We start from the raw sequence: 22,031 nt of genomic DNA, 5'->3' as shown, positions 1-22,031 counted from the left end.
GGACGCCGTCCGGCAGCGCGAGTACGGGTGCGGGCGCGGATGCCGGAGGCGGAAACTCGTCGGACAGCGGCAGGCCGTTGACGCCGTTCGACGGGCACACCTGTGCCGGCCCGCCGCCTCGTGCTCGCCCACGTCAGCCGGGCAGCCGCTGCACCATGGTGTTGCTGAACACGAAGCGGTAGCCCGCCTCGACCAGAGCACGGTCCGCGGCCGACTCGCCGGTCCAGGAAGTCCCCTCCAGCCAGGCGGTGCACACCGCGGAGCCGCCGGTGGCCCGGTCCATGAGCCGCTTCGGCCGGATCACCTCGCGCTCGATGTCCTCGGGCGCCAGCACCTTGCGGGCGAGGGCGTGGGAAGCGGTGTGCGGAGTGACCACATGGCCGCGCCGGTGCAGATCGGCGATCTCGTCCCACGTCATGGCGAGGCGTGTGCCCTTCTCGTTCTCGGATACGAGCTTGATCCGATGGGCGAGGGCGTAATCGTGCTGGGCGTCGACGGGTGTGTCCACGAAAGCCGTGCAGACGAAGAACCACCCGACGACCCCGGCCTCCTCGCACGCGGCGGCCGCGACGTCGTAGTTGTCCCGGTAGCCCTCGTAGAACACGGGCAGCAGTCCGGGCCGCGTCTTGTGCCACACCCCGGTCTGGGCGAAGCGCTCGAGATCCGCGACGTCGACGGTCTCGAAGTCCTTCGCGTACCCGCGCAGCTCGGCGACCAGTTCGTCCTTCCAACTGGCCGGAGTGTTGTGGTAGTTCACCACGCGGAGGAAGTGACCGGACCGCAGGTCGGCTTCGGTGCCGCCGGCGCTGATATCGGGATCGGTCGACAGGGGCAGGGGCGCGGTGGGTTCCTCGGCGGCGGGTGCGGAGGGGACGGGCCGGACGCGATCGGGCCCCAGCCCGGCATAGGCCAGGGCCTGCAACGTCCGTATCAAGGTCTCCTCCTCGCCGGGCGCCTCGAACTGCGGGCACGACGCGGTGAACCCCTCCGCCAGTTCCGCGTCGGCCGGGCGCGGGGGAGCGGGAGATCGGTCGCCCCGGGCGGTTGCCACATCGTGCGAGGCCGACGCCGAACGCAGGGACACGTACATCGGCACACCCCGGCGCTGCGCCACCAGACGTTGGCTGGCCTCGAAGGCGTCCTGCGGGGTGATTGCGGTGAAGGAACGAGACATGCCAGATCCTCAATGCCGTACTCAGCTGACCCCTCTCACTGTGCTCAATCGAGCGAGGAGCGGCAATAGCACGCAGAGCCTGACTGAAATTGCTCACTTAGCCGAAGGTGTACCTGCGGCATCCCGTGGCGAGCGTCCAGCGCGCAGAATGACCTCATGTCGAAACTGCCGGTACGGTCGGTCCGTTGTTCGTCCTCGGGTTCAGTGCTGTCCTTGTGGTCGCAAGACTCCGTGTTGTCGATCGGCTCGGTGGGCTCGGTGCTGTCCATCGGGTCCGTCGGCTCGGTTCTGTCCCTCGGCTCGATCGGAAGCGCCCTCTCGGTCGGTTCCGTCGGCTCGTCCCTGTCCTTGATCTCGACCGGGTCGTGGCTCAGTACCGGATCCCTGTTCTCGGCGCAGTCGCGTTGGTCGGTGCTGTCCTGGCGCTCCTCTCACGGCTTCCTGGCCATGGGAGCGGTGGGCGCGGCGACGGGAGGCGTCCTGGCGGTGATGCGCCTGCGGTCACAGGGCCGTTGACCCGCGTCGGGACGAGTGGCGAGCCGTCCTGTGGATCCCGCGTCCGCGGGGCCGCTCCCTTGTCCGGGCACGCCGGCGCCGGTGAGTCAGCCTCACACCGGTGTCAGAGGGCCATCCCGTAGACGATGGTGAACAGCGTGCCGAGTGAGCCGATGATGAACACTCCGGTCAGCCCGGCGATGATGAGGCCCTTGCCCTGCTCCGCGCTGAACGTGTCGCGCAACGCGGTCGCGCCGACGCGCTGCTTGGCGGCGCCCCAGATCGCGATCGCCAGGCAGAGCAGGATGGCTACCGCCATCACGACCTGGACCATGGTCTTGGCCTCGGTACCCAGGGAACCGAAGGGGCCCCAGTCGGGAGCGATCCCTCCGATGATCGTGGTGATGTCGCCTTTCTCGGCCGCGAACACCATGGCGTCCTCCGTGCAGTTGGTGACGTCGTGCCTGTCATAGTGTCAGGTCGAACGACATATTTCGCCATCACCGCTCATCGCGTTCCGCGGCTGCCGGACCGTGCGGAGCCGCCTTGACTTCGAGTGCGATCGAAGTCCTAGAGTCCCGATCGTCCGTCCTGGAGTCCCGACCGTCCGCCAATGCCGTCGGGATGCCGCATCGCCGAAGCGGTCGTCTCATGAGAGGTGATCGGTCCGTGGACCGGATCGCGGCGGTCGTGAAGCGACGGACACCGCTCGACTCTGACGGAGAAAGGCCCGTACCAAGATGACGCAGCGCACACGCACACTGCGGGACCTGACGGTCTCACCGCTCGGCCTCGGCTGCATGGGAATGTCCGCCTTCTACGGCACCACCGACGAGGCCGAGGGCATCAGAACGATCCAGCGCGCCCTGGAACTGGGAGTGACCTTCCTGGACACGGCCCAGATCTATGGCCCGCTGACGAACGAGTCACTGGTCGGCCGCGCCGTCAAGGGGCACCGCGACGAGTACGTGATCGCGACGAAGTTCAACCTCCGCATGGACGACGCCGTGCCCGGAGACCCGAGCACCGTCGGTCGGCAGGACGGTTCGGCAGCCCACGCCCGCAGCTCGATCGAGGGCTCCCTCACGCGACTCGGCACCGACTACGTGGACCTCTACTACCAGCACCGCGTCGACCCGCAGGTGCCGATCGAGGAGACCGTCGGGGCGCTGGCCGAGCTGGTCGCCGAGGGGAAGGTGCGCCACATCGGGCTGAGCGAAGCGAGTGCGGAGACGATCCGGCGTGCCCACGCGGTGCACCCGATCACGGCCGTGCAGACGGAGTACTCGCTGTGGAGCCGGGACCCGGAGGCCGAGATCCTGCCCACGTGCCATGAGCTGGGGATCGGGTTCGTGCCCTACTCCCCGCTGGGCCGGGGCTTCCTCGCGGGCAGGTTCTCCTCCCCGGAGGAGCTCGACGAGGGCGACTTCCGGCGCAGCGGTCCGCGCTTCACCGGCGACAACCTCGAAGCGAACCTCCGGCTCGCGGCGAAGGTGAAGGAGATCGCCTCCGAGAAGGAGGTCACGCCCGCCCAGCTCGCCATCGCATGGGTGCTGGCGCAGGGCGAGGACCTGGTCCCGATCCCGGGCACCAAGCGCCGGACCTATCTCGAACAGAACGTCGGCGCCCTGGACGTCGAGCTCACGGCCGACGACCTCGCGCGCATCGACGCCGAAGTCCCCGAGGCCGCCGGACAGCGCTACGACGAGAGGGGCATGTCCGCCGTGAACCGGTAGGGGCGTGTCGAGGCGGTCGCGGCGCGCTCCAAGCGATCCACGACCGCCTCCCGCCTTCCCGGCGTGCCCCGCGGGCGCCAGGGCGCCGGTGGCGATCTTGCGTGGCGGCCCCCGACCGTTCGGCGCGTCGTCGCTGGTGAGGGGCCCGAAGGGTCGGTACGGGCCCCGGATAGACTCGGCCGCATGGTTCGATCGTCCCGTGGTGAGGCGAGCCCCGGAACGTTGTCGCGCGAGACAGGCGTCGAGGCCCGCCCGGCCGTGGCCGTCCCCGAGCGGGCGGCGGCGCCCTTCGTCATCACCGCCGGATTCCGGATCCCCCGCGTCCCCACCGAATGGGCGCCGCACTCGCATCCCCTCCACGAGCTCGTCTGGGTACGCGGAGGAACGCTGACGTCCCGCGTGGAGGACCGCGTCTTCACCGTGTCCGAGGGGCACGGGCTGTGGATGCCCGCCGGAGTGGCGCACGGCGGGCGGGCGACGGCGGGCGCGCGGTTCCACGACGCCTTCTTCGCCCCCGACCACACGCCGTTCGCCTTCGGGGAACCGACGGCGATCTCGATGACGCCGCTGCTCGAGTCGCTGTTGACCCATCTGTCCCGCACGGATCTCGACGCGGCTGCCAGGGCGCGGGCGGAGTCGGTGGTGTTCGACGTGCTCCAGCCCTCGGAGCGCCCCTTCACCCTGCAGCTGCCCAACGACACCCGGATCGACGCGATCGCCGAAGCCCTGCTGGACGATCCCGGCGACCCCCGTTCGCTGGAGGAGTGGGCGCTGGAGCTGGGCATCAGCGACCGTACGATCACCCGCGCGTTCCGCCACGCGACAGGTCTCTCCTTCGCGCAGTGGCGCCAGATGCTGCGTGCGCACCGAGCGCTGACGCTCCTCTCCGAGGGCTTCGACGTCACGACGGTCTCCGACGTGCTGGGCTACGCGCAGCCCAGCTCCTTCATCGCCGCTTTCCGGCGCACCATGGGGACCACGCCGGGCGCGTTCTTCGAAGCGGCCGACGACATCCCCGGCGATGTCCGGAATCCCGTATCGGGTGTCCAGAACTCCTGATTGTCGACACGGCGAGCGGAATATAACCTTCCCGGAGTTAGGTAACCCTTAGTTGGTGCTCGACGTGCACGGTGCTGCCCGTGCGCGGCCGAGCCCGTGGCTCGGCCGGTGAAGACCGGACGGAGGGTGCCGCGACCCTCGCCCCTCCGATCACCCGGACTCATCGATGTTCACACGCCCGAACCGGCACATATCCGGCCCGGTTGCCGATGTCGCCACACCGGTGGCCGCCCTGAACGGGCACGACCTGGTCCTCCGGTACGACGGCACCCCGGTCGTCCACGGGGTGTCGATCGACCTGACACCCGGCCGCGCGACCGCCCTGGTGGGGCCCAACGGCAGTGGGAAGTCCACACTGCTGCGCGCCCTGTGCCGACTGCACCGCGTGGACGGCGGCCGGGTGACGCTCGGCGCCCCCGAAGGCCGGCCCGAGCGGGACGCGGCCCTGCTCAGCGCCCGTCAGTTCGCCCGCGAGGTCACGCTGTTCTCCCAGTCGAGGCCCGCGCCCCAGGGGCTGACGGTGACGGAGGTGGTGGCGTTCGGACGCCATCCCTACCGCCGTGGCTTCGCGGGCCTCGACGCCGAGGACCGCACCGCCATCGACCACGCCATGGGCGTCACCGGCGTACGGGACATGGCCGACCGGCCGGTCGGCGAACTCTCGGGCGGCGAGATGCAACGCGTCTGGCTCGCGGCCTGCCTGGCCCAGGACACCGGCGTCGTCCTGCTCGACGAACCCACCAACCACCTGGACCTGCGCTACCAGATCGAGACGCTCGACCTGGTGCGCGATCTCGTCCAGGAACACGGCGTCGCGGTGGGGGTCGTCCTGCACGACCTCGACCAGGCGTCCCGCGTCGCGGACACGCTCGTCCTGATGCGCTCGGGCCGTGTGCACGCCGCCGGAGCACCCGCCGACGTCCTCACCGCCGAGAACATCGGCGAGGTCTACGACATCCGCGTCGAGGTCTTCACCGACCCCCGCACCGGTCGTCTCCGCATCGATCCCATCGGGCGACACCTCGCCTGAGGCGGGACTTCCGCCCCGCTCGCACCACCTTCACCACACCACAAGAAAGAGGACCCTTCATGAACCGTGCCCGTCGCCTGGCGGCTTCAGCCTCCACCGGGCTCGTTCTCCTCGCCGCCGCAACGGCCTGCGGTACGACCGACGTCGACAAGGCCGAGGCCAAGAGCGGCGCCAGCGCGTCGCCCGCGTCGAAGGACTGCGCCTCGGACACCACGACCACCTCGACGAAGCCGGTCTCCTTCAAGGACGGCGTCGGCCGGACCGTGAAGCTCGACAAGCCCGCCAAGCGGATCGCGGTCCTGGAATGGCAGCAGGTCGAGGACGCGCTGACCCTGTGCGTCACCCCCACCGCGGTATCCGACGCGAAGGGATACAGCACCTGGGTCAGCGCGGAGAAGCTGCCCGGCGGGGTGACCGACATCGGTACGCGTGAGGAGCCCGACCTCGACACGCTGTACGCGGCGAAGCCCGACCTCATCGTGGTGGAGGCGTTCGACGCCCAGGACGAGACCCTCAAGAAGCTCGAGAAGCGGGGCGTCCCCGTGATGGCCACCCGGGGCGCGAACCCGAAGGACCCGATCGGGAACATGCGCGACGTGTTCAGCATGATCGGCGAGGCGACGGGGCGCACCGAGCGGGCCGACCAGGTGCTCAAGGAGTTCGACGACCACCTCGCGACGGCGAAGAAGCAGGTCACCGACGCCGATCTGCCGACGAAGGACTTCCTGTTCTTCGACGGATGGCTGGAGGGCGGCAACCTCACCGTCCGCCCCTACAGCGACGGAGCCCTGTTCACCGAGATAGGCAAGGAACTCGGCATGAAGCCGGCGTGGACCGCCGCCGTCAACAAGAACCACGGCGACGGAGGTGTCGACAAGTCCTACGGTCTCGCCCAGACCGACGTCGAGGGACTCACCGCGGTGGGCGACGCCAACCTCTTCTACGCCAACGACGAAGGGGCCGGCGGCTACGTCGCGGCGCTGAAGAAGAACCCGATCTGGAAGACCATCCCGGCCGTGAAGGAAGGCCGCGCGCACTCCTTCCCGGCACGGGTGTGGGGCGCCGGCGGTCCGCGCTCCTGCGAGCAGGCGATCGACGCGTACGTCGACGTACTCGACAAGAAGTGAACACACCGCAAGAGGTGAACACACCGCAGCACGTGAACGCACCGCAGGGCGCGGGCACTTCGCGAGAAGTCGGCACGCCGCGGACGCCGACACCCGGCGGGGGCCCGCTGCCGCGCACCGAGCGCGGCGGCGGCCCCACCGGGGCGGTCGTCCTCGTGGCACTCCTCGCCGTGACCGCGCTGGTGGGCATGTGGCACCTGACGCAGGGCACTTCGGGCGTCGGCGTCGGCGATCTGGTGCGGTATCTCGCCGGCGGGCGGGAGCACACCGGCGGGGCGCCGGTCGGGGAGATCCTCACCGGCTCGCGTCTGCCGCGCCTGCTCGCGGGCGTGGCCGTCGGGTTCGCCCTCGGCGCCGCCGGAGCGCTGCTCCAGTCCGTCACGCACAACTCCCTCGCCTCGCCCGACACCCTCGCGGTCACGGCCGGGGCCTACTTCACCCTCACCCTCGTCGCGGCCTTCGGCCTCACCGTCCCGCTGTGGGCGTCCGGCGCCGTCGCCTTCGCCGGCGGACTGGCCGCGGCGGCGGTCGTCCTGCTCCTCGCGGGACGCGCCGCGGGCACCGCGGGCACCCGTCTCATCCTCGCCGGATCGGCGATAGCGATGGCCCTGGACGCGGCGACCGGGGCGCTCCTCATCCTGTTCAACCAGAACACGACCGGCCTGTTCGCCTGGGGGAGCGGTTCGCTCGCGCAGCTGAACATCGACGCGTCGGTCCGCGCCTGGCCCCTCGTGGTGCTGGTGCTCGGTCTGGCCCTGGCGCTGTCCCGGCGCCTCGACGTGATGAACCTCGGCGACGACACCGCGTCCAGCCTCGGGGTGCCGATCCGGTCCACCCGCGTGACCGCGGTGCTCTGCGCGGTGCTGCTGACCAGCACCGCGGTGACCCTCGCGGGCCCGATCTCCTTCGTCGGCCTCGGCGCCCCCGTCCTGGTCCGCCTGATCGCGGGCCGGGTGCGGGCGCTGCGCCGGCACCTGTACTCGGTTCCCGCGGCCGGGCTCCTCGGCGCGCTGCTCATCCTGCTCGCGGACGCCGTCCTGCGCGCCGTGCAGGGCGCCGACGGTGCCGCCTCCATACCCACCGGCGTACCCACCGCACTGCTCGGCGCCGTCGTGATCGTCGTCCTCGCGCTGCGCCTGCGGGACACGGGACAGGTCCGGCGACCGCCGAACGCGCGCGTCGCGGCACGCTCGCGCCGCGCGTTCCTCCTCGTGGTGCTCGGCGCGGTGGCACTCCTGGCCGTGGCGGCCTTCGTGGCGGTCCTGGCGGGGAGCCTCTGGCTGCGGGCCGGGGACATCGCGCTCTGGGCCCAGGGCACGGCGCCGGACCTGATCGGCCAGGCGCTCGACGACCGCGTCCCGCGTGTGATCGCCGCGGTGCTCGCCGGCGCGGCACTCGGGCTGGCCGGATGCGTGGTGCAGGGCGCGGTGCGCAACCCGCTGGCGGAACCCGGGGTCCTCGGCATCACGGCGGGCGCCGGGCTGGGCGCGGCGAGCGTCGTCACCTCGGACCTGCCCGGCGGACGGCCGGTGCTCATCGTCGTGGCGGTCGCCGCGGGGCTCGCCACGTTCGGGGTGATCGCCCTGCTGTCCTGGCGCGGAGGCTTCCTGCCCGACCGGTTCGTACTGATCGGCATCGGCTGCGGGTACGGGCTCAGCGCCGTCACCACCTTCCTCCTGCTGCGCGCCGACCCGTACAACACGCCCCGCATCTTCACCTGGCTCTCCGGCACGACCTACGGCCGCACCCTCTCCGACGTCGTATCGGTCGCGGTGGCCCTGCTGATCGCGCTGCCCACGCTGCTCGCCCTGCGCGGCCGGCTCGACCTGCTCGCCGTCGACGAGGACACCCCGCGCATCGTCGGCGTCAAGGTCGAACGCACCCGCTTCGTCGCACTGGCGATCGCCGCGGTGCTCGCGGCGCTCAGCGTGATCGCCGTCGGTGTCGTCGGGTTCGTGGGGCTCGTCGCCCCGCACCTCGCCCGGTCCCTGGTGGGCGCCCGGCACGGTCGCGCGATCCCGGTATCGATGCTGCTCGGCGGCGTACTGGTGTGTGTGGCCGATGCCCTCGGCCGCACCGTCGTCGCGCCCGCGCAGATGCCGGCGGGCCTGATGATCGCGCTGGTCGGTGCCCCGTACTTCGTCTGGGTGCTCCGGCAGTCCCGCGCATGACCCGTCATCCACACCGAGCCGAAGCCCCGGAGGGCCCAGCCGTGAACAGCACCGTCATCCCGTTCGACCCCGATACGTCGTCGGCCCTGCCGGGACGGCTCGGGCACCACGCGGTGCCGGAGCGCTGGCAGACCGTCGACCGTTCGGCCCATGCCCCGCACCTGGTGGCCGTCGGGGACGGCGACGGCGGAAAGTGGACCGGAGCGGCGCTGGTGACGGCCCGTCCGCACACGGCCTACCTGAAGATCGTCGATGCCGTCGGCGACGTTCCGGCCGCCGTCGCAGCGGTCGTCGCCCATGCGCGGGGACAGGGACTCGCGCAGGTCAAGTGGGAAGGATGGTCGGTCAGTTCGGAGGATGCCGCCACTGTGGGCTTCGCCCCGTTGCGTCCTCCGCTCACACCGCTCGAGGAGGCGACGGGTCCTGCCGCCGGTTACGTGCGCTGGCTGCACGACGACGTGGCGACCGCACCTCCGTACTACGGGCAGACCACCCACTTCACGTGCGGCGCCGTCACCGCCCTGGTCGCGCAGGCACACGCGGGGACGCTGTCGTCGGAGGCGCTCGACCGGGAGACGGAGCTGACGCTGTGGCGCGACGCGACCAACTTCCTCGCGTGCGAGCCCGTCGGACTGGGCGTCGCCGTGCGCCGGGCGTGGCCGGCGTCCCCCGTCACGATCCACCTCGACGCGGACGGCCCCGTCCTGCTCGACCACCATCCGGAGGAGGACCGGGAATGGCGTGCCGTGCTCCAGCGCGCGTCACGCAAGCAGGCCGGAGAGCTGGGCGTCCCGATCGACGTGAGCCGTCTCTCCATGACCGCGATCCGGGGCGCGCTCGACCGACGGGAGCACGTGCTGCTCCTGCTCTCGCTCGCCGGGATGCAGGGCTTCGACGTGCCGCACTGGGTGCTCTGCCACGGCGCCGTGCCCGGGGCCGTCGTGATCGACGACCCGTGGGCGAACGCGTCGACGGGGGACACTTGGGTGGACGCCCATCTGCTGCCCGTTCCCGACGCGTCTCTCGACTCGATGGCGGCCGTCTCGGCGGACGGCTTCCGCGGCGCCGTGACCATCGGTCGTCCGCCGCGGGGAGGTGCGGCTCTCGCCGATCCGGTTGAGCAGGGGTAGAGCCCGCTCGGGGCCGGTCCGTCAGTGGACGGCACAGCAGTTCACCCGTGCGATCGAACTGGGCATGTAACGCGAGCATGGCGGGTCCATGAAGGGGCCGTTGCAGCCCGATGCCGGTCAACTTCTCTCCCTTGACCAGGACTTGGCCCGTGGATAGCTTCGCCGACATGTGGATCGATCAACGGCTCCGGAAGCGACGGGCCATCGACCTGATGCGTGTCGCCACCGCGGTGTGTAGCTGACTCTCGAACGGCGCTTCTCATCGAGCCCTCGCCCGTCTCGACCACGACGCGCCGGCCAGCGCTGACCTGACCGCCCCCGACAGTGTGTCGGTGGTCTTCCAGGACGCACGACTGCTCCGGTGGAAGCGGCTGCCCGGCAATGTCCGTCCTCGGCCTGACCGGAACGGACGCCGAGGACCGGGGCCGCACCGCCGCCCGTCGCGCTGTCCGGGGCGGCGGCATTTGGCAGACGGCACAGCGCATCGCCGCGACGGTCTGCCTCGGCGCGGTCCCGGCGGTAAATCCGCACTCCGCCCCGACCCCGCCGGGAGGCAGCGGCCCCCGATCCGCGTAGGCCCTCGCTTCGTGCCCCTGCGCCGGTCTGCGCGTGGTGGCCCTGGTGCCCTCACGACTGGGCGCGTCCGGACCCGAACCCCCGGAACGCCAGGGCCACTTGAGCTCGGAGACCTCCCACGGTCCGTGCCCCGATCCGCGCTGCGCCGCCCCTGCCCGACCGACGATCGGAACCAGCGTGACCTCGGAATTCCTCTGGTACATCCCCAACACCGTCCAGCCGGGCCACCGCGGCGACGACGCGACCTCAGGCTGGGGGTCCATCGAGTACTCGACGGAACTCGCCCGCACGGCGGAGGACCACGGCTGGAGCGGCGCCCTCCTCGGCACCGGATGGGGGCGCCCGGACACCTTCACCGTCGCCACCGCGCTCGCTGCACGCACCACCACGTTCAAACCTCTGGTCGCCGTCCGCCCCGGCTACTGGCAACCCGCGCACTTCGCCGGTGCCGCCGCCACCCTCGACCAGCTCAGCCGCGGCCGCCTCCTGGTGAACGTGGTCAGCGGCGTGGACAGCCCGGCCGCCTACGGCGACACAGTCGTCGATCCCGCCGCGCGCTACGCCCGTACCCAGGAGTTCCTGCATCTCGTCCGGCGCCTGTGGACCGAGGAGAACGTCACTTTCCACGGTGCGCACTTCCAGGTCACGGACTCCACGGTCAGCCCGTCCCCGTACGTCACCGACGGGCGGACCCGTCCGACCCTCTACTTCGGAGGAGCGTCCGAGGCCGCCGAACGGGTCTCGGCGGCGGAGGCCGATGTCCAGCTCTTCTGGGGGGAACCGCTGGAGGGAGTCGCCGAACGCATCGCCGAGCTGGGGGAGTTGGCCGAACGGCTGGAACGTCGCCACGCGCCACTGGAGTACGGGCTGCGGATCACCACAGTCGTCCGCGACACCACCGACGAGGCGTGGCGCGCGGCGGAGGAGAAAGTCGCGAAGATGGCCGCCGACGCGGGCGAGATCGGCACGTGGATGGGCAACCGGAGGACGGCCGTCGGACAGCGCAGGCTCCTCGACCTCGCCGAGCGCGGTGAGGTCCTCGACACCTGTCTCTACACCACCCCGGGGAGGTTCGGCGGCGGGGGAGCGGCGACCACGTGGCTCGTCGGCTCCCCCGACGACGTGGCCGCGGCACTCAACGCCTACCGTGCGCTCGGCATCACACATTTCGTGCTGTCCGACACCCCGTACAAGGAGGAGACCCGCCGGATCGGCGACCAACTGCTGCCCCTGCTGCGTGAGGAACACATCGCGGGAACGGGCCGCTCCTGACCGCGCGCCCGCACACCTCGGACAGGCCCTAGCCGGCCGCGACCGCCAGGTGCTCCCGCGCCCACTCGGCGAACGTGGTCAGCGGGATCCCCAGCGCCCGGGCGAACTCGGGCCGGGCCGGCTGGGTGACCGCGTTGTTCCACTCGTGGCCCGCGCCCCACGTCGGCATGCCCGCGGCCAGGGCCTCCTCCACGGTCATGGACGGCGCGGCGACGGGAACTCCTGAGACGTCGGACAGGATCTGCGCGACCTGCGTCATGGTGAGCCGGTCGCTCGCCAGCTCCAGTTCCACCGCGTGGAACCGGTCGGGATCGGCGAAGGCGAGAGCGGCGGCCGCGCCGATGTCCTCGCGCGACACGAGTGCCAGCTCCGTGTCCGGGTGCAGCACCGTGGCCAGGCCGCCGCCGGGGCCATGGGGCAGCAGCGCGGGGATGTTCTCCATGAAGAAGGCGGGCTTGAGCACGGTCCAGCGGCCGAAGCCCGCAGCGCGTACTGCCTCCAGGATCGCCTGCTTGGTGGCGAAGTAGCCCTCCAGCGCCGCCCAGCGGCCTTCGGCCCAGCCGGGGGTACGGGTGTGCTCGCCGACCCCGCTGGTCGAGGACTGCACGAACTGCCGTACGCCCGCCGCCTTTGCCGCGTCGATCAGGTGCGTGGCCTGCGCCAGCTCTCCCGCGAAGTCGACGCTGGTCTCGGTCATGGGCGGCATCTGGACCGAGAACACCGCCCGGGTCCCGTCCAGGGCGGCGTCCAGGGAGCCCCGGTCGGCGAGATCCGCCTTCACCAGTTCGGCGCCCAGCGCCTCGATGGCCCGGGCGGGCTCCGAGCTCGGGGTGCGCACGAGTGCGCGTACCGGGGTCCCGGCGGCCAGGAGGGCGCGGGCGGTGGCCCCGCCCTGGCGGCCGGTGGCGCCGGTGACGAGGACGGGTGCGGTGTCAGTGGTCATGGTTCTCGCTCCTCGGAGTCCTAAGAACGTAAACGGCGGGCCCCGCCGTTTTGCCGGGGCTAAGATATGGCGGGCCCCGCCGTTTAGCAAATGAGGGAGAACATGACCGGTCAGCGCTCGGATGCCCGGCGTAACTACCAGCGGATCCTCTCCGTCGCCGAGGCCGAGGTGGCCGCCCGCGGCGCCGATGCCTCCCTCGAACAGATCGCCCGCACCGCCGGCGTCGGATCGGCCACCGTGCGCCGCCACTTCCCCACCCGCCAGGCCCTGCTCGAAGCTGTCTTCCGGGAGCGCGTCGAGCACCTCTGTGACCGCGCCCGCAACCTGGGCGACACCGACGACAGTCGTGCCGCGCTCCTGGAGTGGCTCCGGGCCCTGGTCGCGTACGCCGTCTCCGCCCGCGGACTCGCCGACGCCCTCACATATGAGCCCCCCACCGACCAGCCCGCCGCGCACTCCTGCGGGAGCGCGCTCGAAGAGGCCGGCGCGCCCCTGCTCCGGCGTGCCGTCCGGGACGGGGCGGTCAAGGGTGACGTCACCTTCCACGACCTGCTCACCCTGAGCGTCGGTATCGCGCTGGCCACCGAGCATCACAGCGACCCGGCGGCGCAGGCCGACCGCCTCTTCCGGCTCTCCGTCGAAGGGATCAGTCCGGGGCGGGAGGCCTGAACTGCACAATCACCCCTTCCTGCAATTGAGATTGCGTTGTACGGTGCTGCAATCGCACTTGCAGAGTGCTCCGTCTCAGAGCCGGGAGCAATGCCGTGTCCTCCTCCACCGCCCAGAACGACGAGCCCACCGAAGACGCCCAGAGCCGGTGGCTGGGTGACGCCCTGCCCGATGTGCCGCTGTCCAAGGCGCAGGCGAGAGTCGTCGACGTCATCGTGCGCAACCCGCAGCTGGCCTCGTACGCGGAGATCGCGCAGATCGCCGAGCGGGCCGACGTCAACAGCTCGACCGTGGTGCGGGCCGCGCAGACGCTGGGTTTCCGGGGATGGCCGGATCTGCAACGCGAGTTGCGGGCCCGCTATCTCGTGCACATCTCGACCGAGGACACGCTGACCGAGCACGGGGAGCACCACAGCCCCCTGCACGAAGCCCTCACGCACGACATCGAGAACCTGCGCCAGACCCTGGAGAGCAACACCGCCGGCGACGCGGAGGCCGCCATCGCCACACTGGCAGCCGCCCGCTCGATCCTCGTCGTCGGTGTCGGCTCCTTCGCCGGCCCGGCAGGCGTCATGGCCCACCTCGGCTCGACCATGGGCTATCCGATGGCGCTGGAGAACCGGGCGGGTGTGCATCTGGCGACCGCCGTGAACAGCCTCGGGCCCGGCGACGTCCTCGTGGTCGTCAACATGTGGCGGTCCGTCAAACAGATCCTCGTCGCCGCCGAGGCGGCACACACCGCGGGCGCGAAGGTGGTGGCCATCACCGACATGCGCCGCGGCCGGCTGGCCACCTCCATCGCCGACCACCTGCTGATCGTGCCCTCCGAGGGCATCTCCTTCTTCCAGTCGGTCACGGCGGCCACCTCCGTGGTCTACGGGCTGCTCGCAGGGATGCAGGCGGCTCAGCCGGAGCGCAGCCGCGCCGCCATCCGCCGTACCCAGCAGCTCTGGAAGGACCTGGACATCTACCTCGACTGAGGCCTGGCCCAGTCGGCGCTCTCCCTCACGCTTCACAGTCCGGGGCCCGTCCTCACCGCCCCACACGCAAGGAGTTCTGATGAGCAAGCACATAGCCGTCGTCGGCCTCGGTTCCATGGGAGGGGCCATGGCCGGGGCGCTGCACCGGGCCGGCTGGCAGGTGTGCGGATACGACCCCTCGCCCGCCGCCCGGGCCGCCGCCGAAGAGGCGGGTGTGCGCGCGGTCGACGACCTCGACGCGCTCGCCGGCACTCCTTACGTCGTGCTGTCGCTGCCCTCGGCCACGGTGGTGGAGGCGACGCTGCCCGTCCTGCTGGCGCGGCCGGGCACGCTGGCCGTCGTCGACACCACCACCTCGCAGCCGGACACCTCCGCCGCCTGTGCCGCCCTGGCGGCCCAGAAGGGCGCCGTCTTCGTCGACGCTCCGGTCTCCGGCGGCCGTGCCGGGGCCGCGGCCGGGCGCCTGACCGCGTTCGTCGGGGCCACCGAGGAGGCCCTCGACGCGGCCCGCCCGGTGCTGGACGCCCTCACCGACGGCCAGTACCGCCACCTCGGCGGCCCCGGCTCCGGCAACGTCGTCAAGCTCCTCAACAACGTGCTGGCCGCGGTCAACCTGGTCTCCGTCGGTGAGGCCCTCGCCGTCGCCAAGGCGTACGGCGTCGACCCCGCCGCGGCCGCCGCCGGGATCAGCGGCGCCTCCGGCGGCAGCAAGGTCTCCGCCGCCATGTACCCGGACTGGGTGCTCAGCGGGACGTACGACTCCGGCTTCGCCCTGGGACTCATGGCACGGGACGCGTCCCTCGCCGTCGAGACCGCACAGCAGCGCGGCGAGAGTCCGCGGCTGCTGGCCGCGGCCAGCGACCGGTGGCAGTCGGCCCTTGCCGACCTCGGCCCCACCGCCGACTTCACCGAGATCGCCCGCACGGTCGCCCCCTCGCTGACCTCGTGAACCCGACGTCCTGACGAGCTGATCCCCGGCTCCCCCTCCTCCACCCTCCTGGAACCGGCACCCGGCTGGGCCGCCCGACCCCGAAGGAACCACCGCACCATGAGCACCACGTCATCCACGAGCGGATCCACGACCGGCACGGCGCTCCCGCTCGACGCCACCACCTCGTCCGCCGCCACCGCCCGCGCGGTCCTCGACGCCCACTTCCCGCACGGGCTCGGCTCGTTCGTCGACGGCCGTGTCGCCGTCGGCCGGGGTGAGAGCGTCGTCCTGACCTCGTCCGCCACGGGCGAGCGGTTCGCCGAGTACGCCGACGCGGGCGCGGAAGGCGCCGACAGCGTCCTGGCCAGTGCCGTGCGGGGCGCCGAGGTCTGGGCCGCGACGGACCCGTTCGAGCGTGCGGCGATCCTGCGCGAGGTCGCGCGTACGGTCGCGGCGCACGCCGAGGAACTGGCAGTACTGGAGTCCGCCACCACCGGCAAGCCCCTGCGCGACACACGTGTGGAAGCGGCCAAGGTCTCCGAGATGTTCGGCTACTACGCGGGCTGGGCCGACAAGATCCTGGGCCACACCATCCCCGTACCGGGCAACTGGCACACGTACACCGAACGTGTCCCCTGGGGCGTGGTCGTGGCCGTCACCCCCTGGAACGCCCCTCTGTTCACCGGGGGTTGGAACTCGGCAGCGCCCCTCGCGGCCGGCAACGCCGTCGTCGTCAAGCCCAGCGAGTTCACCCCCGCGTCCACCGTGCGCCTGGCTCAACTCGCCCACCAGGCAGGGCTTCCGGACGGGGTGTTCAACGTGGCCACCGGTCTCGGCGGCACCGTCGGGGCGAGCCTCACCGCCGACCGCCGCGTGGGCAAGGTGTCCTTCATCGGCTCGGTCGGCACGGGACGCCGTGTGGCGGTCGCGGCGGCCGCCGCCGGCATCCCGGCCGTCCTCGAACTCGGCGGCAAGAGCGCCAACATCGTCTTCGCCGACGCCGACCTGGACCGGGCGGCCGACGGGGCGATCTCCGCGATCTTCTCCGGAGCGGGACAGTCCTGCGTGGCCGGGTCGCGGCTGCTCGTGGAGCGGTCCGTCCACGCCGAGTTCGTGGCGACGGTCGCCGAGCGGGCCGCACGGCTGCGGCTCGGGGACCCGCTCGACCCGGCCACCGAGGTCGGCCCGATCATCACGCCGTCCCAGTACGACACCGTCACCTCGCTCATCGAGGCGGGCGTGGCGGGCGGCGCCCGCCGGGTCACCGGCGACCGCCTCCCGGACCGGCTCACCGGCTCGGGGCTCGCCGGAGGGCGCTGGGTGCCGCCCACGCTCCTGGACGGAGTCACCCCCGCGAACCCGCTGGAGACCACCGAGGTCTTCGGCCCGGTCGTCGGCGCCGACGCCTTCGACACGGAGGCCGAGGCCATCGCGCGGGCCAACGCCACCGACTTCGGCCTGGCCGGCGCGGTGTGGACCGGGGACGTCGCCCGCGCCCACCACGTGGCCCGCGCGGTACGGGCCGGAACCTTCTGGATCAACTCGTACAAGACCATCCACGTCGCGGTGCCCTTCGGCGGCTTCGGCGACTCCGGGCACGGCCGTTCCTCCGGCCCCGGCGTCCTGGACGAGTACACCCAGACGAAGGCCGTCTGGACGCCGACCCGGGCCGCCGGCGCCCCCTTCCCGTCGCTCAGCTACTAGGAGGCATCCGTGACCACGACGTATCCCACCACCCCCGGCGAACGGCTGAAGACGGACACCTCCGCCGGTGTCGAGAACTGGAAGGAGCGCGTGCACTCCCTGGCACGCGCCCTGCACGCCCACCCCGAACTCGCCTTCGAGGAGACGGAGTCCAGCGCGGCGATCACCGCACTGCTCACCGACGGAGGGTTCACGGTCGAGCGCGGCACCGGGGGCCTGCCCACCGCGTTCACCGCGACCGTGGGCAGCGGCCCCCTCACGGTCGCCCTCTGCGTCGAGTACGACGCGCTGCCCGAGGTCGGACACGCCTGCGGGCACAACCTCATCGCCGGCGCGTCGGTGGCCGCCGCCCTGGCCCTGGCCCCGCACGCCGACGCCCTCGGCATCACCCTCAAGGCCCTCGGCACCCCCGCCGAGGAGCACGGCGGCGGCAAGTCCCTGCTCCTGGAGGCCGGCGCCTTCGACGGCGTGGGTCTGGCCCTGATGGTCCACCCGGTGCAGGACGGCGTCCGCTACAACCCGGCCGGGACCACGGCGCAGGCGGTCGGCCGGTACCGGGCCGTGTTCGCCGGCCGGGCGGCCCACGCGGCCGCCGCTCCTCACCAGGGGGTGAACGCCGCCGACGCCGCCACGCTCGCGCAGGTGGCCGTCGGTCTGCTGCGCCAGCAGATTCCGGGCGACCAGCGGGTGGCGCTGTTCGTCTCCGAAGGCGGTGTCGCCACCAACATCATCCCCGAGCGGACCGTCGTCGACTTCGAGTGCCGGGCGTTCACCCTGCCCGAGTACGAGGCGCTCCTCGAACGGGTCCGACGCTGCTTCGAGGGAGCCGCCCTGGCGACCGGCACCGAGGTGACGGTCGAGGCCACCGAGCCGCTGTACGAGCCGCTCGTCCAGGACGACGCTCTGGCCGGCTACTGGACGGCCGCCCTCGAGGAGTTCGGCTGGGACACCACCTCGGGCGGACGCCTGGGCGGCGGGTCGACCGACATGGGCAACGTCAGCCAGGTGATCCCGACCCTGCACCCGTGGCTGAGCATCCCGGGCGCCGACGCGCCCATCCACTCCCACGCGTTCGCCGCCGTGGCCGACACCGACGCGGCGTACGACGTGATGTTCGCGGCGGCCCGCGCGCTGGCCTGGACCGTGATCGACGCGGCGGGCGACCCGCAGCACCGGCAGCGATTCATCGACGCGGCCCACCGCCGCGACCTCCCCCAGGAAGCAGTGGCGACATGAGTACCCTCACCACTTCGGCCAAGGACTCCGAGACCAGAACGCGGGGGCCCCGGCAGGCGCTGCCGATCGCCTTCCTCGCTCTCGTCATCGCCGTGGTCGTGCAGTTCGTCGGTCAGCTCGACATCGACCTGGGCGTCGGCTCCGTCATCATCTTCCCGATGGTGTGGGGCCTGGTGCTGGGCCTGCTGGTCTCCGTCCAGAAGTTCCGCCCGCTCGGCGTGGACCTGCAGAAGGTGGCGGCCGCGCTCGTCGGCGTGGCGGTCATGATCCTGGTCGCCCGCCTGGCGTTCAACATCGGACCCAGCCTGCCCACCCTCGCCAAGGCCGGCCCCGCCCTGCTGTTGCAGGAGGTCGGCCACCTGCTGGGCACCGTCGCCCTGGCCCTCCCGCTCGCCGTGCTGCTGCGCATGGGCAAGGCGACCGTCGGCGCCACCTTCTCCCTGGACCGTGAGCCCTCGTTCGCCATGGTCTCCGAGAAGTACGGCCCGGACTCGGACCAGTACCGCGGGGTGCTGGCCATGTACGTGTTCGGCACGATGTTCGGCGCGGTCTTCATCACGCTGCTGACGTCGCTGGTGACGAACTGGAAGATCTTCGACCCGCTGGCCCTGGCCATGGGCGCCGGTGTCGGTTCCGGCTCGATGATGGCCGCGTCCTCCGCCAGCATCGTCGCCGCCCACCCCGGCCAGGAACAGGCCATCCTGGGCATGGCCGCCGTCTCCAACCTCATCACCACGATCCTCGGCGTCTACGTCGGCATCTACGTGGCCCTGCCGCTCGCCGACCGGTTCTACCGCTTCCTCACCCGGCGCCGCGGTGACGGCGAGGGCACGCCCGACGCGGTCTCCTCCCCGGCGGACGAGGCGGACGCCCTCGCCGCGAACCGCGCCTTCCGCGAGGACGTGGCGCAGGCCTCGGGCGAGATCAAGCTCCCGCTCTGGCTCTCGCTCGGCATCCTGACGGTGCTCGGCCTGGGCACCGCGTCCGTCGCGGCCAAGAAGGTGAGTTGGGACATCGTCGGCGGCTACGCTGTGCTGCTCGCCCTGGTGCTCGTCGGCCTGATCCTCGCCAAGGCCAGCCGGAAGATCTCGGCGATCGTGTGGATCACCACGGTCGGCGCGTACATCTCCAGCCCCTGGTTCTTCGCCTCGGACACGCTCAACCGCCTGGTGGGATCGGTGGACTTCCTCTCCATCGCCACCATCATGCTGACGCTGGCGGGCCTCTCGCTGGGCAAGGACCTGCCCCTGTTGCGCCGCATCGGCTGGAAGATCGTTCCGGTGGGCCTCGTCGCCATCACCGCCTCGTTCCTCATGGCGGTCGTCATCGCCGAGTTCACTCTGGGGGCCTGGGGCTGAGGACTGCCTCAGAACCAGTGCAGGCAGTGCGGGGGACGTTCGGTACCGAACAGGGCGTCCGCGAGGGCGGCCGCGCCGGGGTGGTGGGCGTGGATGTGTCCCGCGCGCACGAGGGTGCCGGGGGCGGTGCCGCCGAGGTAGACCGAGCCGAGGTCGCCGATGTCCAGGGACAGGTCGGGTTCCCGGTCCGTCGGGGCGCAGGCGGCTTTGCCGTTGCGGACGGACAGCAGGTAGCGGTCGTGCTCGCCGAGGAACGGATCGTCGACGGCGAGGACGAGATCACCGTCCGTGGACCATCCGCGCGCGGCGAGCGCACGGGGGACGTCCAGCAACCGCAGCCAGAGCCAGTCGGTGTCGTCGCTCACCCGACCGGCCCGGAAGTCGGCAAGCTGCCAGCGCAGCGGATGCTGCGGCGGGAGGTGCTTGAACACGACGTCGGTGACAAGGTCGTGTCCGAGGACGAACTCGGCGAGCGCGGTGAAGACGGTGTCGTCGGTGGTGATCGTCTCGTCCACCGTCAAGGTACCGGCCTCGATCGAGTAGCTGGCGTATCCGTCCGGGACGCCGTCGGCATCGCGGTGGACGGCGACGTAGCGCGGCGCGCCGGAGACCGGGGGCTGGCCCGCGGCCAGGTCCCACCAGCGGTGCGGCCGGGACAGGGCACCGGGTTGTGCGCGGCGGTAGCGGTCGTAGACCGCTTCGAGGATCTCGCCGCACGCGGCCCGCCGCAGCAGCTCGACGGAGCCGGTGCCCGATCCGCCGGTGGCACCTGCCTTGCCGCGTGCGCGGGTGAGGGCGAAGGCGCCCTTGTCGCGCGGCACCGTCAGCCGCTGCGTATAGGTCGCCGGTCCATAGCCGAACCGTCCGTAGATCGACGCCTCGGAGGCCAGCAGCACGGAGAGGAACTCACCTCGGGCCCGCAGCTCGGTGAGCTGATGCCGCATCATCGCGCTGAGCATGCCCTGACGCCGGTGGGTGGGCAGGACACCGACACCACTCACTCCCGCGGCCGGGGCGAGGACCTTCCCCGGCAGGGTGAGCTCGAAGGTGTACGCGCCGGCGGTGCCCACGGGCCGTCCGTCCGCCGCCAGGGCGAGCAGGCCGCGGTCCATCTCGAGCGCCGCCCACCAGACACCACGGCCGTCCGCCGGGGTCTCCGGGAACAGCCCGAACGCGGCATGAAGAGTCTCGACGAAGACGTCGAGATCCTCGTCGGTCGTGGCACGGATCTCCGTCACTGCCGCAGCCTTCCTGGTATCCGGGCACCACCACCTGTGGTGTCCGGCCGCAGCGCTGCATCGCCCCGCGGCCGGATCAATTGGATCATTGCCGGATTCGGGATACGTACCGGGCCCGGACCGATGCCGAGTGGTAGTGGCCGACACTGACTCGGCGCCTCGCCAGCAGCTATACCCCGGTGCGCCGCCGGAGAAGGGGAGCGGTGGACTGACGGACCACGAGTTCGGGCTCGTGCAGCAGTTCGTGAGGGGTGGGGCTGTCGCCGGATATCTGGTTGGCGAGCAGGGTGACGGCCGCCCGTGACATGGCCTCGATCGGCTGACGCAGCGTGGTCAGCGGCGGGTCCGTGTAGTTCATGAAGGCGGAGTCGTCGAAGCCGACGACGGACAGGTCGTCGGGAACGGACAGTCCCACGCGGCGCGCGGCACGCACGGCTCCCAGGGCCAGCACGTCGCTGCCGCAGATCAACGCGGTCACCTTCTGGGCGAGCAGTTCGGAGGCGACGGCCTGACCGCCCTCGAAGGAGAACAGCGCATGGCCGACCGGGTGGTTGCCGCTGGTCCCCGCGGAGAGGGTCGCGAAGGCGTCGGCCTTGCGCCGGGAGGGCATGTGGTGGCCGGGGCCGACCATCAGCCCGATGTCGGTGTGGCCCATGGCGGTGAGATGGGCGAAGGCCTGGCGGACGGCGGCGGTGTCGTCGGTGCTGACGCTCGGGAAGCCGGGGTAGTCGACCGCGGCGTTCAGCAGGACCACGGGGACACCGCGCTGCAGCAGCGCCTGGTGCTCGTCCTCGGTCAGACCGCCGCAGAAGATGACCCCGGCGACCTGCTGGTCCAGCAGCATGGAGACGTACTCCGCCTCGGTGAGACCGCCCGCGGTGCGCGTGCACAGGACGGGGGTGAACCCGAGCTGGACGAGCGCGCCGCCGGCGATCTCGGCTATCGCGGGGAAGATGGGGTTCTGCAGCTCGGGCAGGACGATGCCGACCAGGCGTGCCCGCGCGGCCCGCAGGTGTGTGGGGCGCTCGTATCCCAGGACGTCGAGGGCCGTCAGGACCGCTTGGCGGGTGCTGTCGGAGACGCCGGGCTTCTCGTTGAGGACGCGACTGACGGTCGCTTCACTGACGCCCACGCGGCGGGCTACTTCTGCGAGCTTGCGGGCCATGGCCGGAGTGTATCCGCACGTCAGTGACCCGGTCTGC

Annotated in this window: 19 protein-coding genes; 14 read left to right on the top strand and 5 right to left on the bottom strand. The window is 71.6% G+C overall.

What is annotated here, in order from left to right; genetic code table 11:
• Positions 1-133 precede the first annotated feature (133 nt).
• On the bottom strand, positions 134-1,174 hold the full coding sequence (locus ABZ930_RS08345) for a polysaccharide deacetylase family protein (RefSeq protein WP_361543457.1): 1,041 nt from the start codon (positions 1,172-1,174) through the stop codon (positions 134-136).
• Between the two features lie 156 nt (positions 1,175-1,330).
• Here ABZ930_RS08345 and ABZ930_RS08340 point away from each other — a divergent pair, with 156 nt between their 5' ends.
• A complete protein-coding gene (locus tag ABZ930_RS08340; RefSeq protein ID WP_361543454.1) occupies positions 1,331-1,690 on the top strand; it encodes a hypothetical protein in 360 nt (119 codons plus the stop codon).
• 103 nt (positions 1,691-1,793) lie between these two features.
• Here the strand turns inward: ABZ930_RS08340 and ABZ930_RS08335 are convergent, their stop codons facing one another.
• Positions 1,794-2,102: a hypothetical protein gene (locus ABZ930_RS08335; RefSeq protein ID WP_361543451.1), complete on the bottom strand. Its 309-nt coding sequence runs from the start codon at positions 2,100-2,102 to the stop codon at positions 1,794-1,796.
• A gap of 307 nt (positions 2,103-2,409) precedes the next feature.
• On the opposite strand from ABZ930_RS08335, the gene ABZ930_RS08330 reads away from it, so the two are divergent.
• From ABZ930_RS08330 to ABZ930_RS08300, 7 genes are all read left to right on the top strand, one after another.
• Positions 2,410-3,405 carry an aldo/keto reductase gene (locus ABZ930_RS08330; protein ID WP_361543448.1) on the top strand — a complete coding sequence of 332 codons (996 nt, stop codon included), beginning with the start codon at positions 2,410-2,412 and terminating at the stop codon, positions 3,403-3,405.
• 183 nt (positions 3,406-3,588) lie between these two features.
• On the top strand, positions 3,589-4,464 hold the full coding sequence (locus ABZ930_RS08325; RefSeq protein ID WP_361543445.1) for an AraC family transcriptional regulator: 876 nt from the start codon (positions 3,589-3,591) through the stop codon (positions 4,462-4,464).
• Between the two features lie 166 nt (positions 4,465-4,630).
• Positions 4,631-5,494 carry an ABC transporter ATP-binding protein gene (locus ABZ930_RS08320; RefSeq protein WP_361543442.1) on the top strand — a complete coding sequence of 288 codons (864 nt, stop codon included), beginning with the start codon at positions 4,631-4,633 and terminating at the stop codon, positions 5,492-5,494.
• Positions 5,495-5,553: 59 nt separating this feature from the next.
• Positions 5,554-6,621 (top strand): iron-siderophore ABC transporter substrate-binding protein, encoded by a 1,068-nt coding sequence (locus ABZ930_RS08315; RefSeq protein ID WP_361543439.1) that lies wholly within the window; start codon positions 5,554-5,556, stop codon positions 6,619-6,621.
• 107 nt (positions 6,622-6,728) lie between these two features.
• Positions 6,729-8,792, top strand: coding sequence for an iron ABC transporter permease (locus ABZ930_RS08310; protein WP_361543487.1), 2,064 nt, complete (start codon positions 6,729-6,731; stop codon positions 8,790-8,792).
• Positions 8,789-9,922 (top strand): peptidase C39 family protein, encoded by a 1,134-nt coding sequence (locus ABZ930_RS08305; RefSeq protein WP_361543436.1) that lies wholly within the window; start codon positions 8,789-8,791, stop codon positions 9,920-9,922. The genes ABZ930_RS08310 and ABZ930_RS08305 overlap by 4 nt, the downstream gene beginning before the upstream one ends.
• Before the next feature lie 753 nt (positions 9,923-10,675).
• Positions 10,676-11,770 carry an LLM class flavin-dependent oxidoreductase gene (locus ABZ930_RS08300; RefSeq protein WP_361543433.1) on the top strand — a complete coding sequence of 365 codons (1,095 nt, stop codon included), beginning with the start codon at positions 10,676-10,678 and terminating at the stop codon, positions 11,768-11,770.
• Between the two features lie 28 nt (positions 11,771-11,798).
• Here ABZ930_RS08300 and ABZ930_RS08295 read toward each other — a convergent pair whose 3' ends face one another.
• Positions 11,799-12,713, bottom strand: coding sequence for an NmrA family NAD(P)-binding protein (locus ABZ930_RS08295; protein WP_361543430.1), 915 nt, complete (start codon positions 12,711-12,713; stop codon positions 11,799-11,801).
• A 102-nt stretch (positions 12,714-12,815) separates the two neighbouring features.
• Between ABZ930_RS08295 and ABZ930_RS08290 the strand changes: the two genes are divergently transcribed.
• From ABZ930_RS08290 to ABZ930_RS08265, 6 genes are all read left to right on the top strand, one after another.
• Positions 12,816-13,382: a helix-turn-helix domain-containing protein gene (locus ABZ930_RS08290; protein WP_361543427.1), complete on the top strand. Its 567-nt coding sequence runs from the start codon at positions 12,816-12,818 to the stop codon at positions 13,380-13,382.
• Positions 13,383-13,477: 95 nt separating this feature from the next.
• Positions 13,478-14,362, top strand: coding sequence for a MurR/RpiR family transcriptional regulator (locus tag ABZ930_RS08285; RefSeq protein WP_361543424.1), 885 nt, complete (start codon positions 13,478-13,480; stop codon positions 14,360-14,362).
• A 79-nt stretch (positions 14,363-14,441) separates the two neighbouring features.
• The gene (locus tag ABZ930_RS08280) at positions 14,442-15,311 is read left to right on the top strand and encodes an NAD(P)-dependent oxidoreductase (protein ID WP_361543421.1); all 870 of its coding nucleotides are present in this window, start codon (positions 14,442-14,444) and stop codon (positions 15,309-15,311) included.
• A 99-nt stretch (positions 15,312-15,410) separates the two neighbouring features.
• Entirely contained in the window at positions 15,411-16,997 is a 1,587-nt protein-coding gene (locus ABZ930_RS08275) for an aldehyde dehydrogenase family protein (RefSeq protein WP_361543418.1), read from the top strand.
• 9 nt (positions 16,998-17,006) lie between these two features.
• A complete protein-coding gene (locus ABZ930_RS08270; RefSeq protein WP_361543415.1) occupies positions 17,007-18,233 on the top strand; it encodes an amidohydrolase in 1,227 nt (408 codons plus the stop codon).
• A complete protein-coding gene (locus tag ABZ930_RS08265) occupies positions 18,230-19,591 on the top strand; it encodes a DUF3100 domain-containing protein (RefSeq protein WP_361543412.1) in 1,362 nt (453 codons plus the stop codon). Before ABZ930_RS08270 ends, ABZ930_RS08265 begins: the two co-directional genes overlap by 4 nt.
• Positions 19,592-19,599: 8 nt before the next feature.
• On the opposite strand, the gene ABZ930_RS08260 is transcribed toward ABZ930_RS08265, so the two are convergent.
• Positions 19,600-20,829 (bottom strand): GNAT family N-acetyltransferase, encoded by a 1,230-nt coding sequence (locus ABZ930_RS08260; protein WP_361543409.1) that lies wholly within the window; start codon positions 20,827-20,829, stop codon positions 19,600-19,602.
• Between the two features lie 169 nt (positions 20,830-20,998).
• Positions 20,999-21,994 (bottom strand): LacI family DNA-binding transcriptional regulator, encoded by a 996-nt coding sequence (locus tag ABZ930_RS08255; protein ID WP_361543406.1) that lies wholly within the window; start codon positions 21,992-21,994, stop codon positions 20,999-21,001.
• Positions 21,995-22,031: the final 37 nt, after the last annotated feature.

The sequence above is a fragment of the Streptomyces sp. NPDC046716 genome (assembly GCF_040645755.1).
Taxonomy (GTDB): Bacteria; Actinomycetota; Actinomycetes; order Streptomycetales; family Streptomycetaceae; genus Streptomyces.
Note: the sequence above shows the minus strand (reverse complement) of the source record. Positions and strands in the feature narration are given on the sequence as shown.